Here is a 15,333-nt window from a genome sequence, read left to right on the forward strand (position 1 = left end):
CAGCATGCAGCCAAATAGTATTATTTTAATGGTAGTATTTAGCTCTTGTGGGATTTTGCTCGGGTGGATCGGCAATCATATCAGAAAAAAGCAGTCTATAGAATCTATTATGTTGCCGGGCTTAATTGTAAAAAATGTAAAAGATAAAAAAGCGCTTTCTACTTTTGTGGGTAATAACTTAAGCAGCATGGGCTTTATCAGTTTGTTAATTGCCGGTAGTATTTTATTGCTACCAACAGTAAAAATGATTGTGCTGTTAATGTTTCTGGTTGCTTTAATTGCTATTTGTATCCGGTTAATTTTAGGATTAAGAAAATTTAATAAATAAGTCTATCGTCTATGGACAAGAGACCATAGTTTATAACTGCTCATTAATTAAGTTCAATGAAAGAAGGCACCATCATTTTTTCTTTGAACCATTGTCTACGGACTAACAACTAAATTGCATGTTTTTTTCTGAAATAGAGGGGCACGACGACACCAAACAATTATTAGTAAACTCGGTAAAAAACCGCCATGTGGCGCATGCCCAATTGTTTTTAGGCCCGGAAGGAAGCCCTAATCTGGCCTTAGCTTTGGCTTATGCTACCTATCTGAATTGCGAAAACAAGCAAGCTGCCGATGCCTGCGGTACGTGCGCGAGCTGCGTTAAAATAAATAAACTGATACATCCGGATGTTAATTTTGTAATGCCGGTAACTACCACCAAAGCGCAGCCCAAGGATGCTTTGAGCCAGAAGTTTTTAGCGGAATGGCGGGAGTTTGTATTAACTAATCCGTACCAGAGTTTAAATGATTGGATGCAGTTTATTGGCGCCGAGAACAAACAAGGTAACATCTCGAAAGATGAGAGCCGGCAGTTGGTAAAGTTTGCCTCATTAAAAGCGTTTGAAGCCACTTTTAAAATTATTTTAATTTGGCTGCCCGAATTGATGCATCCAGCGGCGGCTAATGCCTTGCTCAAGCTTCTGGAAGAGCCTCCCTCCAATACAATATTCTTGTTGGTGGCCAATAGCCACGATAAATTACTGGCTACCATTTTGTCGCGCACGCAAATTGTAAAAGTACGCGCCTTTACTGACGAAGAAATTATTGCTTACCTCACGCGCAAAGGTTTAGCCAACGCTGCCAGTGCGCAGCAAGTTACCTTATTAGCCGAAGGTAATCTGCAGGTGGCGATGCAGCTCAGCGCCGAAATGACCAACGATTATTTCGATTTCTTTGTGAAATGGATGCGCCATTGCTATGCCAATAAGTTTGGGGAGGTGGTTGATTTAAGCGATGAATTTCAAAAAATGGGTCGCGAAAACCAGAAAAACTTTTTGCATTATGCTTTAAGTAGCTTGCGCAAAGTATTACTATACGGCATTGATCCCGGCTTAATTTCTTTTATTCCGCCCACAGAGAGCGATTTTATTCAAAGATTTTCGAAAGTGGTGCGCGAAAGTAACGCTCCCTTATTAACTGAAGAATTAAACCAGGCGCATTACCACATCGAACGGAATGCCAATGCCAAAATGGTTTTTATTGATTCTTCTATTCAAATTGCCCGATTTTTAAAATTACAAAATTAAAACTTTTTATCATGCCCGAACCGGCTGAAAATACCATTCGCATAGCTACCCGTGGCAGTCGCCTGGCGCTCTGGCAAACCCACCATGTAGCGGAAAAACTACGTGCCGCTAATTTTAACGTAGAAATAGAAATAATCCAGACCAAAGGTGATTTAGTGCTCGATCGTTCTTTGGATAAAATAGGCGCAAAAGGCGTATTTACCGAAGAATTGGAAGAAAGTCTGCGCAACGGAACCGTAGATATTGCCGTGCACAGCGCCAAAGATTTACAATCTACCTTACCCGACGATTTAGAGATCCTGGCTTTTATGGAGCGGGAGAAGGTTAACGACGTAGTTATTTCTTTTGATTCCAGCTTTACCCTGGATCGCGAGCAAATTGTAATCGGTACATCGTCTACGCGCCGGCGGGCCTTGTTCAAGCGTTACTATCCGGATATTATTACGGCTGAGTGCCGGGGCAACCTGCAAACGCGCTTGCAGAAATTAAAAGACGGACAATACGATGCGATATTGCTGGCTTACGCCGGAGTACACCGGATGCAATACAGCCATTTAATTACCGAAGTTTTACCCGAAGATAAATTTGTGCCGGCCGCCGGACAAGGCAGCATTGCCATTGAATGCGCCAAGAATTTGCCTTTATCGAAAAAACTGGCTCTCCGGAATTGCCTGGACCATGAACCCACGCATATTTGTTTAACTGCTGAACGCGCTTTTCTGCGCACCATGGAAGGGGGTTGCAGCATTCCGTCGTTTGCGTTGGCTACTTTGCACGGCGCGCACCTGGAAATTACGGGCGGCATCGTCAGTTTAAATGGCCAGCAAATGATTAACGATACTTTGCAGGCGCCTCCGCACGAAGCCGATGCTTTAGGAACAAAATTAGCCCAAAACATTTTAGGTATGGGTGGTATCGAAATCCTGGATTCTATTAAGAAAGCCCGTGCTTAAAGTTAAGTGGGTATTAACTTATCCATTTGGCATGATCTTATTGTAGCTGAATACAAATTTTAAAATTTTTAATTTTTTATCTGGATATGGTTTATCAAAAGCTGACTTCACTTATTGGTACAGTTATTTTAAAAATCTTTGTTTTACTCTTGTTTTTGGGAGCAAGTACCACCGAGGGTTTTGCCAAGAAGAAACCCAAGAAAGATAATATAGTTACCATAACCACGCAGTTCGGCAATATGGTGGTGGTACTCTACGACGAAACGCCTCAGCATAAAGCAAATTTTTTAAAATTGGCGAAAGAGGGATTTTATAATAACACCACTTTTCATCGTATTATCGATGATTTTATGATTCAGGGAGGAGATAAAAACTCGAAGGATGATGACCCCACTAATGATGGCGCCGGCGATATCGGCTACCAGATTCCGGCAGAGTTTAACCCTCAATTTAAGCACGTGCGTGGTGCCCTGGCCGCTGCCCGGCAAGGTGATTATGTTAATCCCAAAAGAGAGTCGAGTGGTTCGCAGTTTTACATTGTAGAAAACCACGCCGGTACACCGCATTTAGATAATCAGTATACCGTTTTTGGCCAGGTAATTAGTGGTTTAGACGTAATTGATAAAATTGCCGAACAACCAAAAGGACCGCGCGACCGCCCGTTGGCCGATATTCGGATGACGGTAAAAGTAGAAAAATTAAAAAAGAAAAAAATAGCCAAACTGTACGGTTACTCTTATCCGGCTTAAATAATATAGCTGCAACTTTAAAATATGAGTAACAAAAGTAATCAGCGAAACCAGTTGCTGGTCATATCAGCTTCAGTAGTAAAAAACAGGTCAGGGTCAGCACTGACCTGTTTTTTTTTTAATTATACCTGCAGATAAACACCATCGGGTTTTACTTCTACCACAAAGGTTTTTAGGTTTGTTGTGCGGTTATTACACTCCTGGCCGGTAAGCAAAGAAAAGCGGTAACTGTGCCACGGGCACACCACTTCGTCGAGGTAATTGGCGGTACCTTTACTTAACGATTCGCCGAGATGCGGGCAATTATCCTGTACCGCAAAAATGCTTTTTCGTGTTCTGACCAAACAAATAGCTTCTGCCCGACCAGAAATATATAACTTCTGGGGTTTTCCTAAGGGTAAAGCCTGTTCGGCTGCGGCTAAAGAATCAAAAAGTTTATGTTGCTGGTTCGGAGTTGGTTCGGTCATAAATAAGCCCAATCAGAATATAGATAGTAGTGGGTTAGAAAATTCGGCTTAATAAAGCAGATAGTTGGGATTGTTACAAGTTAAAACAACCGGTTGCCATTTATGCTTACCGAGACAAAACCTTAATTTTTTAAATTTTACCTTTTTTGGAAAACCAAAATGTGCTGTAAAGGTAAAATACTTTGGTTTTCTACAAATTTTAGGCCCACCCCCGTAACCTCTTTTACTGCTTGTTTCTCCGACATCCGGTGCAGCGCTTTAATGGGTACGTAAGGGTCTTCGGCTTTGTATTCTACTAAAATCAGGCGCCCGCCGGGTTTTAAAGATTTTTTGATTGCAAGCAGCATTTCGTGCGGATACGAAAACTCATGATACGCATCTACCAATAAGGCTACATCTACGCTTTGGTCGGGTAAATTAGGGCTATGTACGGTACCCAGAACAGGCTCTACATTAAAAGCGTTGTTTATAATGCGGTTATCCAGCAACATATTTAAAAATTCCTGCTGCACATCCACCGCAAATACTTTTCCTTTGGGTACTAAAGGGCTAATTCGGAAAGTCATGTACCCGCTGCCGGCGCCAATATCGGCTACTACATCGGTGGGGTGAAGGTTTAAGGCCGGGAGTAGTAAATCGGTGCGTTCTTCTTTTTCGCGTTCGCTGCGTTCCAGCCAGCTAGCTTCGGCGTGATCCATGGTATAGGCAATTTGCCGGCCCCGGTAGTACTTACCAATTCCATTCGGGTCGATGGGCGGTTTAAACACATACAATGAATCGGTACGTTGCGTAGCAGTAGTAGCCTGGCTGTTGTAATTACAACCCGCTAACCGGCTGATTACCGCAAAAACTAAAACAAACCCGCTTAATTTAAAAAATACGTGCATGGTGGGTACGCTGCAACTGTTCCTTGTTATTTACAACGCACTGGGTTGCATTACTAATATACCGATGCCCTTGTTAGATTGAAAAACTAGCTCCCAGTTTAATTAAAGCCTAAACCGATACCTGCCGAAACGGTTGGGTACTTGGCCCAGGTACCTTCGGCATTAATACTCAATATAGATAGTTTTAAGCGCAACCCCGCCGTTAACCCTAGTTGGTTATAATCTAAAGGAATATTTACCGGATCTGTGATATTTTGAATTTCTTTGGTGTAAGGCGCTTGTTCCCGGATAGTGGTTACGGGATAATTGCCCCGCATGGCCGTAGTGGAATGGCTCTGGCTATAGGTTACGCCGGCATACCCGGTAATAACCGAAATAGTTTTAGAAGCAACTAGCTGGGCCATAATAGCTTTGGAATTAAAAATAACTTTCTGATTGGAATAATCCAGGGGATTAGGGTTAGCTACGCCGCTCTGAGGGTTTAATTGCAAACCATAATTAGATCTAAAAGAAGAAAAAGCTACGGCGGCGGTAAGATCGAAAGGTAAGGCACTTAAAGCCGGAAGCCACTGGCTCACATTATTTTTGATGCCAATACCCCATAAATTAAGCTTTAAATCGCCCACCTTGCTTTCGGGAATAAACCGGAACATCAATTCTGTACCTTTTACTACCCCAACAGAAAGCTGAGCCATGGGAATAGGGGCAATGTTGGTTCCAATGCCTTGTGGGGTATTAAAAGAGGCCACTTGTTCTTCTTGTTTTGTATCGGGACGGGTGGCATATACGTTTAACAAAGGGCCAGGCGAATCTGCCCCAAAAACGGTAGGCGCTTGGGTACCACTGCCCGAGGCCACCCGAACGTTAGAGTTTAACCCAAGCGTACTAACATCAAATGTCTGGTCTTTTTGGGGCACAAAGGTAGCATTGGCGAATATTCTAATCTCAAACCGACCGGGTTTAAAAGCTTCGCCGGTAGTAATCCAGCCGGTATTTATGTCGGTACCAAAAGCCTTACTTAAAGGAGTGCCGTAAGCCTTGCCTAATAATTCGGCATTTACAATGCCGCTCTTTATCAACTCGGCAGTTTCGGATTGGGCTTGAGCCTCGTTTTTTACTAACAACAAACCAATAGTTAAAACAAGAAGATAAACTTTTCTCATTTTTAGAAGATAGATAAAGTACAAAAATGAATTATACAGGAATTTAGCAAAAAAGTGCTTGATTCTAGCGCAATAGTTATTTTTGCTAATCTTTAATTACTCCTTTAAGTTCCGAAATTTAAATTTTTTAAAGATTTCAGTTTTTATCATGTAAACTCTAGCTTTATACGGGGTCTACATCTACCACTACCCGGATGTTACGAAAATCTTTATTTAATTTTACCTGGTTAATGGCATCGGCAATCAAGAGTTTAGCCGATTTCAGGCTGGTATGTTCACGGTCGAGTTTAATGTGAATTTCGCTGAGGTAATAATTCCGAATTTTAAAAATATAAGGCACTTCCGGGCCAAGCACCTGGTTTTTCGGTAAACGCGTAGTAAATTCTTTCGCCAATACTGCCGCGGCTTGCTCGTTTATTTTCTCATCCACGTGTTTAACGGTAATTTTAATAACACGCATAAACGGCGGGAAATTAAATTTACGACGTTCCTGTATTTCAAATTCGTATAAAGCCAAATAATCGTTCTCGATTACTTTTTGGAATATACCCTGTGTAGGATTGCCGGTTTGTATAATTACCAAGCCTTTTTTGCCTTTGCGGCCAGCCCGGCCGCTTACCTGCACAAACATTTGGTAAGCGCGTTCGTGAGCCCGGTAATCCGGGTAATTAATAATACTATCGGCATTGATAATGCCCACTAAACTTACATTTTCAAAATCTAGGCCTTTTGTTACCATTTGGGTACCCACAAGCACGTTGGTGTTATTGGCTTCAAAATCCGCAATAATTTGCTGGTAGCTGTTTTTACTACGGGTGGTATCTAAGTCCATCCGCTGGATATTGGCTTCAGGCAGTAATAATTTTAAATCATCTTCGATTTTCTCGGTGCCAAAACCTACGGTTTTAATCATGGTAGAGCCACAAGCGGGGCAATCGTGCGGCATTCCTTCGTGGTAGCCGCAGTAATGGCATCGCAACTCGCGATTGTATTTATGGTAGGAGAGGCTTACCGCGCAGTTTTTACATTTTGGAATCCAGTCGCAGTCGTGACAGTTAATGTAAGGCGCATAGCCCCGCCGGTTTTGAAACAAGATTACCTGTTCTTGTTTTTTTAATTTTTGCTCAATTTCATGCAGCAGTTTTTGCGAAAAGTGACTGTGCATGTTTTTTTTCTGGCTTTCCCGGCGCGTATCTACCAGTTCAATTTCGGGTAATCCCGCCTCGCCAAAACGTTTGTTCATGGTTACTAAACCCCATTTCCCGGTTTTGGCGTTGTAGTAAGTTTCAACGGCGGGAGTAGCCGAACCCAGTAAAGTTTTGCTTTTGTGGTAAGTGGCCAACATCAGCGCCACTTCGCGGGCATTGTAGCGGGGGGCTGGCTCGTATTGTTTGTAAGACGATTCGTGTTCTTCGTCTACAATGATGAGCGATAAATTATGGAAAGGCAGGAAAATGGCTGACCGCACCCCGATAACTACCGAAAAACGACCCGATAAAATTCCGTTCCAAACTTCAACGCGCTCGTTGTCGGAGAACTTCGAATGATACACGCCTAACCGGTTGCCAAACACTTTAATCAGACGGGTTACAATTTGCGCCGTAAGGGCAATTTCGGGCAGTAGATACAACACCTGACCGCCACCATCCAGGGCTTTCTTAATCAGGTCGATGTAAACTTCGGTTTTTCCGCTGCCGGTAATTCCGTGCAGCAATACAATATCTTTGCTCTCAAATAAATCTAAAATCTCGTCGCGGGCCGCTAACTGGTGTACCGATAAATTAAATGCCGGAAGAGGTTTGGTATCATCTACCGGAAACCGGGAAACGATTGTCTCGAACTGCTCCAGAATGCCTTTTTTAATTAAAGCATTAATCGCCGACAACGATAAATGGGGGCTGGAAGTAAGCACGTTTTTCTCCAGGCCTTTTTCGTTGAGGTGTACATTTTGGTGCACGGGTACTTTTTGCAGGTAATTCAGAATCACGTCTAACTGCTTGGGGCGGGCAGCTAGCTGGTTCATGAGTTCTTCCAGCATCTCGGCTTCGTGAATAAAGTACGGCGATATACGTAGCTTTTTGACTACTTTAGGCGTGTACTTATCGGCTATTTCTTCAAAAATAATGATAGCCTCTTTTTGGATGAGCGATTTTATTATTTTATGAAAATGATTGATCTGGAGAAGATTACCTACCTCGGTAAAGGTGAGGGTTTTATTCTGGTCTAAAGCAAATATAATTTTTTCTTCGGCCGCCGAAAGCGGATATTTGGAATACTCCGGATTAAACTGCGGGTGTAACTGAATGCGCGACTCGCTGCTTAGTTTTAACGCCGATGGTAAAGCTGCGTTTATTACCTCGCCAATGGTGCACATGTAATACTCGGCAATCCAATTAAAAATTTTAAGCTGGGGAGGAGTTACAACCGGCGTTTCATCGATAATTTCCAGAATGTATTTGGCCTGATAACCCGCAGGCGGCGTTTCGTGCACATCGGCTACAATGCAACTTAAAATTTTCTTGGCCCCAAACTGTACAATAACCCGGGTTCCCACGAAGATATCGTCGTTCATTTCGTAGGGTACGCGGTAGGTGTAAAGTTTAGGTAAAGGTAATGGCAGAATAACGTCGGCAAATAAAGTTATCCGCTCGGTAGCTTGTTCTGATGATTGAAATAATAATGGCTGGCTCAACAGTTCTCCTGATTTAAATAGCCGAAGAGTTTTCAGCTAAAGCAAAGGTCGCAAGATCCCGAATCTTTCCCAAATAGTTAGAAGGTTGGTAAGTTGAAAGGTTGGAAAGTTGGAAAGTTGAAAGGTTAGAAAGTTGGAAAGTTACAGGTTGGGAAATGAATGACACCCGATAAGTTGAGGTACAAGCTCCCCTCCTAAGTTTAGGAGGGGTAGGGGTGGTTGTTTTCCATTGAAGCTGTGCCGGTAAATGCTGCTAATGCCTATCAACCAAATAAGCACGAGCAAAACGCCCGCTCCAGCATTAATTATCAGAATTTTTTAAATTTTTCAATTTTCAATCACCAACCTAACCTTGCAACTTTTAAACTTTCCAACCTTCCAACTTTTCAACCAGCAACCTGCTTACCCAATTTTATCTAACTGCTCCAGCGCTTCGGCTACGCTGTTTACGGGTAATTGGCAGGTTTTATTAAAGCACACGTAAATGGTTGTTTCTTCCTCTAAAGCCAGGCGGTCGGTGAGTAAGGGCAATTGGCTCTCGGTCTCGGTTCCGGCGAAAATGGCATTGGGTAAGTAAAAATCGGCAAAAGAGTTCCGGAAGCTTTGTGCTTCTGGGCCCACAATAGCTATTTCGGCGGTAGGTTTTAGTTTGGTATAATAAACATTAGCCCAGTTAGCTAAATGGGAGGGTTGTTTTACCAAAAGTTGTTTTACCTGGCTCAGCATAGCTTCCGAAATCTCTGCGTACTTTGGTTGATCGAAATACAAGCTTAAAAAATGCAGGTTAGCCGCCAATACCGAGTTGGAAGCCGGAATAACATTGTCCATGATTTCTTTTTTACGGGCAATTAATTGTTCGCCTTCTTTATCGGTATAAAAGAATAAACTTTCGGTTTCGTCGTAAAAATTACGGAGGGTATATTTTGTTAACTGATGGGCTTCGTTGAGCCAGGTTTCGTCGAAGGTAATTTCGTATAGCCGGATGAAAGCCTGAATCAACAATGCATAATCTTCCAGAAAAGCAGGAATGGTGGCTTTTCCGTTTTTATAGTTCCGGAACAGCTTTGACCCGTTTTTCATATTTTGCCGTAAAAAATAAGCGTTCTGTAAAGCTAATTGGCGAAACTTTTCATCCTGAAAAACATAATACGCATCGGCTAAGCCTTTCAGCATTAAAGCATTCCAGGAGGTAAGAATTTTATCATCCAGGCCCGGTCGAACCCGTTTAGAACGGGCTTGCATTATTTTTTCTTTCCAGCCTTTAACCAGCTCTTTTAAAACGGGCAACTCTAACTGGTGTGTAGCGGCAAATGCTTCATCGGTTTGCCGGCGGTGCAGAATGTTTAGGTTGTGTTCCCAGTTTCCTTCCGCCCGAATGTTGTAGTAAGCCGAAAATAAAGGTTCCTCCGCGCCAATAATTTCTTGGAGTTCTTCTTTAGTAAAAACGTAAAACTTGCCTTCTTCCCCTTCGCTATCCGCATCCAGTGAGGAGTAGAATCCATTTTCCGGGCTCATGAGTTCGCGTTCTACAAAAGCAATAGTTTCGTAAACTACTTCTTTATAGAGCGGGTTTTTGGTAACTTGGTAAGCTTCGGAATATAAACTAATTAGTTGGCCATTGTCGTATAGCATTTTTTCGAAGTGGGGTACCAGCCACTCGCTATCTACCGAATACCGGGCAAAGCCGCCACCAGCCTGGTCGTAAATACCACCAAAAGCCATTTCGCGGAGCGTTAAGTTTACGTGATCCAGGGCAGCCGTATGATTGTCGTATTGATAGTACCGCAGCAAGAACAGGTAATTTACCGGCATCGGAAATTTAGGCGCTTGCCCCATGCCACCACGTTCTTTTTCGAAACGTAAACTAAAATTAGAGTAAAGCAGCCGGAAGTCCTGATCGGTAAATTCTGAATTAGCTTGTTGTATGCCGTATTTTTGTAAATCTGAAATGTTTAAGTGTTCGGCAAACTGCTCTGCCGATTGGTCCAGTTCTTCGCGGTTTTCGGTATACGCTTTGGCAATATTTTGCAGCAATTGCGCCCAGTTTTGCGGTGGAAAATACGTACCCCCGTAAAAAGGTTTTGCTTCAGAATTTAAAAAAACGTTTAAGGGCCAGCCACCTTGTAAACCCATCGCATGCAGGGCATCCATGTAAATCTGGTCTACATCCGGGCGTTCTTCCCGGTCTACCTTAATACAAACAAAATGCTCGTTCATCAGCTTTGCAATGCCTTCGTGCTCGAACGATTGATGTTCCATAACGTGGCACCAGTGGCAAGCGGCATAGCCAATGCTTACGATAATAGGCTTTTGCTCTTCTTGGGCTTTTTGCAAAGCTTCATCACCCCAGGGGTACCAATCTACCGGATTATAAGCATGTTGTAGCAAATAAGGGCTGGATTCGTGTACCAAACGGTTCGCTTTCTTCATAGTTAGTATCGGTTACATGTGGCAAACCAGCAAACAGCTGCCGGTGATAGGCATACGTAAAAACCTGTTTTTAACCTGCAATTAATTGCTTTTTTACAGCAGAAATCTCACTGCGGCAATCAACTTTGGTATTTAACTCTTCTAGCTGGTTAAGCAATTTTTTTAAAAATTGTTGATGATTAACCGATTCCGGATGAAAAGGTTTATGCGCCAGCGCTTGCCTGATTTTGTCCCATTTTTCGGTAAACTGCTGGAAGTCCTGGTCGAAGTAAGCAGTTTTAAACTTTTCCCAAATATAATCTTCGGCAACTTCCGTCGGATGAATCAGATCGGGTTTGTAAAATCTATAATCACGTAAATCGTCTAAAAGTAACTCGTAAGCAGGAAAATAGTTAACTTCTGCATAGCGCTCCTGCAATTCCTGACAAGCCACCCGCAAAATAGATTTACTCACGCTATTGCCTTCGATGGTTTCTTTGAGGTGCCGAACCGGGCTAACTGTTAAAACAATTCGCGCGTTTGGGTTTACTTGCTGCAGGACAGCGTAAAAACTGTTAAAGGATGCTACTATTTGGGAAATTGCTAATAAGCGTTTTTGAAACTGCGATTGCGGTATTTTGTGGCAATTTGCCACCAGTTGGTTGCTGGCCTTATGGATATATCCTACGGCAGTGCCAAAAGTTAAAACAAGAGTATCCGCTTGTTTTAAAAAGTTATGGCTTTGCGTTATTGCTTGCTGAATACGCATTAACAGTTCAGGGCCCGAAGGGGCAGCAAAAGAGGAATGAAAATCATAAGCCAACCACAATTCCTCGCGCTGTACTAATTCCCCGGTAAATGTTGGCGGTGACTGTAATGCCGCTTGCAATAAAGTAAAAAGCGAAACCGGATTGAAAATGGTGCCAAACGGATTAACCAGCGTGGGAACTTTATAGTGTTGTATTTTCTGGCCCATTACTTCGGCAAAGCAAGAACCAGCGGTAAAAACCGGTGTATGCAAAGTCAGCCGCCGGTTTTGGGGTGGTATACTGAGTTCGGTACGGAAGCTAAAAGGCATTTTTTTAAAAAATTGTTAATGGGTATTTATTTGAAAAACGCTGGGTTTATAATAAGCCTTTAACGAAGTAATTATAACAAAGCTTATATTATAATTAAAAACAAAAAAGTCCTGCCGGTTTACCCAGCAGGACTTTTATATCTAAACTTAGTTTAGCTTATTCGGCTACCACGTTAAAACGTACGGTATGTTTTACTTCTTTGTGCAGCGCTACAGAAGCAGTATACTCACCAGCAGATTTTACTTCCTGGTCGAAAGAGATTTTCTTACGGTCTACTTCAATGCCTTTAGCCCGTAAAGCTTCGGATAATTGAGTGGTAGTAACCGCACCGAAAATTTTACCGCTTTCACCTACTTTGGCAGGTAATTCAAATACCTGATCGCCAATTTGGTCGGCAATAGCCTGAGCGTCTAATTTTAATTTTTCCGCTTTGTGAGCGGCCTGACGGATATTTTCGGCTACAATCTTCTTGTTGGTTTTATCGGCCATTACGGCGATACCCTGCGGAATTAAGTAGTTACGGCCATATCCTGGTTTTACTTCTACTATATCGTTTTTAAAGCCTAAGCCTTTTACGTCGTCTTTTAATATAACTTCCATTTCTCTTGGCCTCCTTATTTTAACGAATCAGTAACGTAAGGTAATATAGCTAAGTGACGGGCACGGGCTACTGCTTGCGCTACCCGACGCTGAAACTTAAGGCTGGTACCGGTAATACGACGAGGCAATACTTTGCCTTGCTCGTTTACAAATTTTAATAAAAAGTTACCGTCTTTGTAATCGATATACTGAATACCGTTTTTCTTAAAGCGGCAGTATTTTTTACGGGTATCTTGTTTGTGGATTTTTTCGTTAACTAAACTCATGATGCTTGGGTCTCCTTCTCTCTTTTAGCAGCTTTCTGCTGATTCATTTCTCCGTTACGACGACGCTCGTTGTAAGAAAGAGCGTGTTTGTCTAAAACCGTAGTTAAGAACCGGATTACTTTTTCATCGCGGCGGTAGGCAATTTCTAACTGGTCTACAATAGTAGATGGTGCACTAAACTCAATCAGAATGTAAAAACCAGTAGATTTTTTCTGAATCGGATAGGCTAATTTACGTAACCCCCAGTTTTCTTCATGAATAATGTCGGCGCTATTTTCCTTAAGCACCTGTCTGAACTTCTCGACCGTTTCTTGCACCTGCGCTTCGTTCAGCAACGGAGTCAGGATAAAGACCGTTTCGTAATTTTTTAATACCATTTGGCTTAAAATTTTTAAATTTTTAGTTAAGGTTGCAAATATAAGAATAAATCTTTTACTAACAAGCAGATACCTTTATTAAAAACCTGCTGGCTGGCATCGTATATAATAGTATATATTATAGGTATACATAAATGATGAAGCAACACGCAGGATTTTGTTAATTTATCTATTATTCGCGTTACCTTTAAATAACCTCTGTAAGAAACTTAGTTAAAGTATTATTTTAAATAGTAGTGGTTACTCAATAGGAGTATATTATCAAGAATTTATCTGTTTAACGCGTGTTTAAGCGTTAAAATTTAAACTCTCTTTTAAAAAATGAGTAATACTTAAAAACTCCTGAATCTATATCCTTTTAATTGTATAGGTTAGTATTTGTAATTCCTAAAAACGCATACACATACTAAGCTTATAAATAATAGTAACGCTAATTCAATTAAAAGTAGTATTTAAGGTACTAATATAAATAGTATATAAAGAATGAAGGAGCCTCCGTAAAAGAGCGTAGCAGCATCTATATTAATAAGTATGTTGTTTTTATTTTCGAATGACTCTCCCGTAAATGGCTGGATATTTTTAAAATTATTCCTTTTATTAATGCATATTTTGTAATTTAAAAATATTCTAAATTAGGTAATCAAATAGTCATTACTAATTGGTATTCATGTAATTAAGCAACCTCAAATTAAGCACAGATTAGAAGGTTCAAAAATCTGGATTATTATGTTTGAATAATAGAATTCGCATAGTAGATTTGTGCCCGTAATGTAGTTTCACCTTACTAAAAAAGCGATCCTGGCTATGATTAGCTGTAAAATCAAATCAACATATTCGTTCTTTTTATCTCTGTTATTTTTAAGTTTTACTGTTTCTACTTCTTTTGCTCAAGGTGAGCAGGCTTCTGTAGCCCAGGACGGCTTAACGGCTGGTACTGCTTCTGGCGATGATGCTGTTGCTGCTGCCGGTGAAACCCTGTTTAAAAATAATTGTGCCTCTTGCCATGCTATTGGCGAGAAAGTAGTTGGCCCGGCTTTGCAAGATGTGCACAAGCGCCGGAAATTGCCTTGGCTGATTAGCTGGATTCGGAATTCATCCCAGATGGTGCAGAAAGGGGACAAAGATGCAGTGGCTTTGTTTAATGAGTACGGTAAACAGCAAATGCCAAGCTTTGCTTTCTCTGACGATCAAATTACCTCCATTCTTAAATACATTGAAAAAGCAAGTGCGGCTCCTGCTGCTTTGCCAGCTGATCCGGCAACCGGTGGCTCGGCTGTAGCACAAGGTGGTACCGATGGCCCAGGTGGCGGAAATGCGGCTGGTGCATCTGGTAAATACCTGGACTATGTTTTAATTGCCCTTATCGTAGTGCTTATTGTAATGGTAATTACCTTGTTAATAATCGCTAACATTTTAAGCGGTTATTTAAAAGGTAAAAAAGATCTGGATGGCCGCGATTTAGAAATCGTAAACCAGCGCTTCGATTTTTCTAAAGTATATAAATCCAGAGCCGTACAAGTAATTGTGGGGTTAATATTTGCGGTAATTGTTTTGGATGCAGTTATCGAAGAAACCTACGGCGTAGGTATTCAACAAGGCTACCAGCCAACACAGCCAATCGCTTTCTCGCACGCCCTGCACGCTGGTCAGCATGAAATTAACTGTAACTATTGCCACACTTCTGTTTACAAAAGCAAAAACGCTAACATTCCTTCGGCTAATATCTGTATGAATTGCCATAGCCAAATCAAGAAGGAGTCACCGGAGATTCAAAAAATTTACCGGGCCATTGAAAATAACAAACCTATCGAATGGGTACGGATTCATAACCTGCCGGACTTAGCATACTTTAACCACTCGCAACATACCCAGGTAGGTAAAATAGAATGCCAGACCTGCCATGGACCAATTCAAAATATGGATGTGGTTTACCAGTATTCCCCGCTTACTATGGGCTGGTGTATTAACTGCCACCGGGAAACACCTTTAAATACCGAAGGAAATAAATACTACGATAACCTGGTAAAACTGCATGATCAGGCTAATAAAGGAGCGGCATTCACTGTGTCATCAAATGGTGGTACAGAGTGTTCTAAATGCCATTATTAATCTTGATC

14 protein-coding genes are annotated in these 15,333 nt (G+C 41.7%); 5 read left to right on the top strand and 9 right to left on the bottom strand.

Annotated features, from left to right (window positions below):
* The first annotated feature begins 4 nt into the window (after positions 1 to 4).
* From HUW51_RS12230 to HUW51_RS12245, 4 genes are all read left to right on the top strand, one after another.
* Positions 5 to 328, top strand: a complete 324-nt coding sequence (locus HUW51_RS12230) for a hypothetical protein (RefSeq protein ID WP_185274300.1) — start codon at positions 5 to 7, stop codon at positions 326 to 328.
* 118 nt (positions 329 to 446) lie between these two features.
* A complete protein-coding gene (locus tag HUW51_RS12235) occupies positions 447 to 1,574 on the top strand; it encodes a DNA polymerase III subunit (protein ID WP_185274301.1) in 1,128 nt (375 codons plus the stop codon).
* Between the two features lie 11 nt (positions 1,575 to 1,585).
* Entirely contained in the window at positions 1,586 to 2,527 is a 942-nt protein-coding gene (gene hemC, locus HUW51_RS12240; protein ID WP_185274302.1) for a hydroxymethylbilane synthase, read from the top strand.
* An 86-nt stretch (positions 2,528 to 2,613) separates the two neighbouring features.
* A complete protein-coding gene (locus HUW51_RS12245; RefSeq protein ID WP_185274303.1) occupies positions 2,614 to 3,276 on the top strand; it encodes a peptidylprolyl isomerase in 663 nt (220 codons plus the stop codon).
* Between the two features lie 122 nt (positions 3,277 to 3,398).
* On the opposite strand, the gene HUW51_RS12250 is transcribed toward HUW51_RS12245, so the two are convergent.
* The 9 genes from HUW51_RS12250 to rpsF form a co-directional block, all read right to left on the bottom strand.
* Positions 3,399 to 3,743 carry a Rieske (2Fe-2S) protein gene (locus HUW51_RS12250; RefSeq protein ID WP_185274304.1) on the bottom strand — a complete coding sequence of 115 codons (345 nt, stop codon included), beginning with the start codon at positions 3,741 to 3,743 and terminating at the stop codon, positions 3,399 to 3,401.
* 137 nt (positions 3,744 to 3,880) lie between these two features.
* Entirely contained in the window at positions 3,881 to 4,630 is a 750-nt protein-coding gene (locus tag HUW51_RS12255; RefSeq protein ID WP_185274305.1) for a class I SAM-dependent methyltransferase, read from the bottom strand.
* Positions 4,631 to 4,728: 98 nt separating this feature from the next.
* Positions 4,729 to 5,793, bottom strand: a complete 1,065-nt coding sequence (locus tag HUW51_RS12260; protein ID WP_185274306.1) for a DUF6588 family protein — start codon at positions 5,791 to 5,793, stop codon at positions 4,729 to 4,731.
* A gap of 163 nt (positions 5,794 to 5,956) precedes the next feature.
* Positions 5,957 to 8,485 (bottom strand): replication restart helicase PriA, encoded by a 2,529-nt coding sequence (gene priA, locus HUW51_RS12265; protein ID WP_228467023.1) that lies wholly within the window; start codon positions 8,483 to 8,485, stop codon positions 5,957 to 5,959.
* Positions 8,486 to 8,887: 402 nt separating this feature from the next.
* A complete protein-coding gene (locus tag HUW51_RS12270; RefSeq protein WP_185274307.1) occupies positions 8,888 to 10,915 on the bottom strand; it encodes a thioredoxin domain-containing protein in 2,028 nt (675 codons plus the stop codon).
* A gap of 70 nt (positions 10,916 to 10,985) precedes the next feature.
* Positions 10,986 to 11,972, bottom strand: a complete 987-nt coding sequence (locus HUW51_RS12275) for a GSCFA domain-containing protein (protein WP_185274308.1) — start codon at positions 11,970 to 11,972, stop codon at positions 10,986 to 10,988.
* 157 nt (positions 11,973 to 12,129) lie between these two features.
* Positions 12,130 to 12,573, bottom strand: a complete 444-nt coding sequence (gene rplI / locus HUW51_RS12280) for a 50S ribosomal protein L9 (RefSeq protein WP_185274309.1) — start codon at positions 12,571 to 12,573, stop codon at positions 12,130 to 12,132.
* A gap of 14 nt (positions 12,574 to 12,587) precedes the next feature.
* On the bottom strand, positions 12,588 to 12,839 hold the full coding sequence (gene rpsR / locus HUW51_RS12285) for a 30S ribosomal protein S18 (RefSeq protein ID WP_026463124.1): 252 nt from the start codon (positions 12,837 to 12,839) through the stop codon (positions 12,588 to 12,590).
* Complete coding sequence (gene rpsF, locus HUW51_RS12290; protein WP_185274310.1) at positions 12,836 to 13,216, bottom strand: 30S ribosomal protein S6; 381 nt, start codon at positions 13,214 to 13,216, stop codon at positions 12,836 to 12,838. The genes rpsR and rpsF overlap by 4 nt, the downstream gene beginning before the upstream one ends.
* Positions 13,217 to 14,020: 804 nt before the next feature.
* On the opposite strand from rpsF, the gene HUW51_RS12295 reads away from it, so the two are divergent.
* The gene (locus HUW51_RS12295) at positions 14,021 to 15,325 is read left to right on the top strand and encodes a c-type cytochrome (protein ID WP_185274311.1); all 1,305 of its coding nucleotides are present in this window, start codon (positions 14,021 to 14,023) and stop codon (positions 15,323 to 15,325) included.
* The last annotated feature ends 8 nt before the right edge of the window (positions 15,326 to 15,333 follow it).

The organism is Adhaeribacter swui (assembly GCF_014217805.1).
Taxonomy (GTDB): Bacteria; Bacteroidota; Bacteroidia; order Cytophagales; family Hymenobacteraceae; genus Adhaeribacter; species Adhaeribacter swui.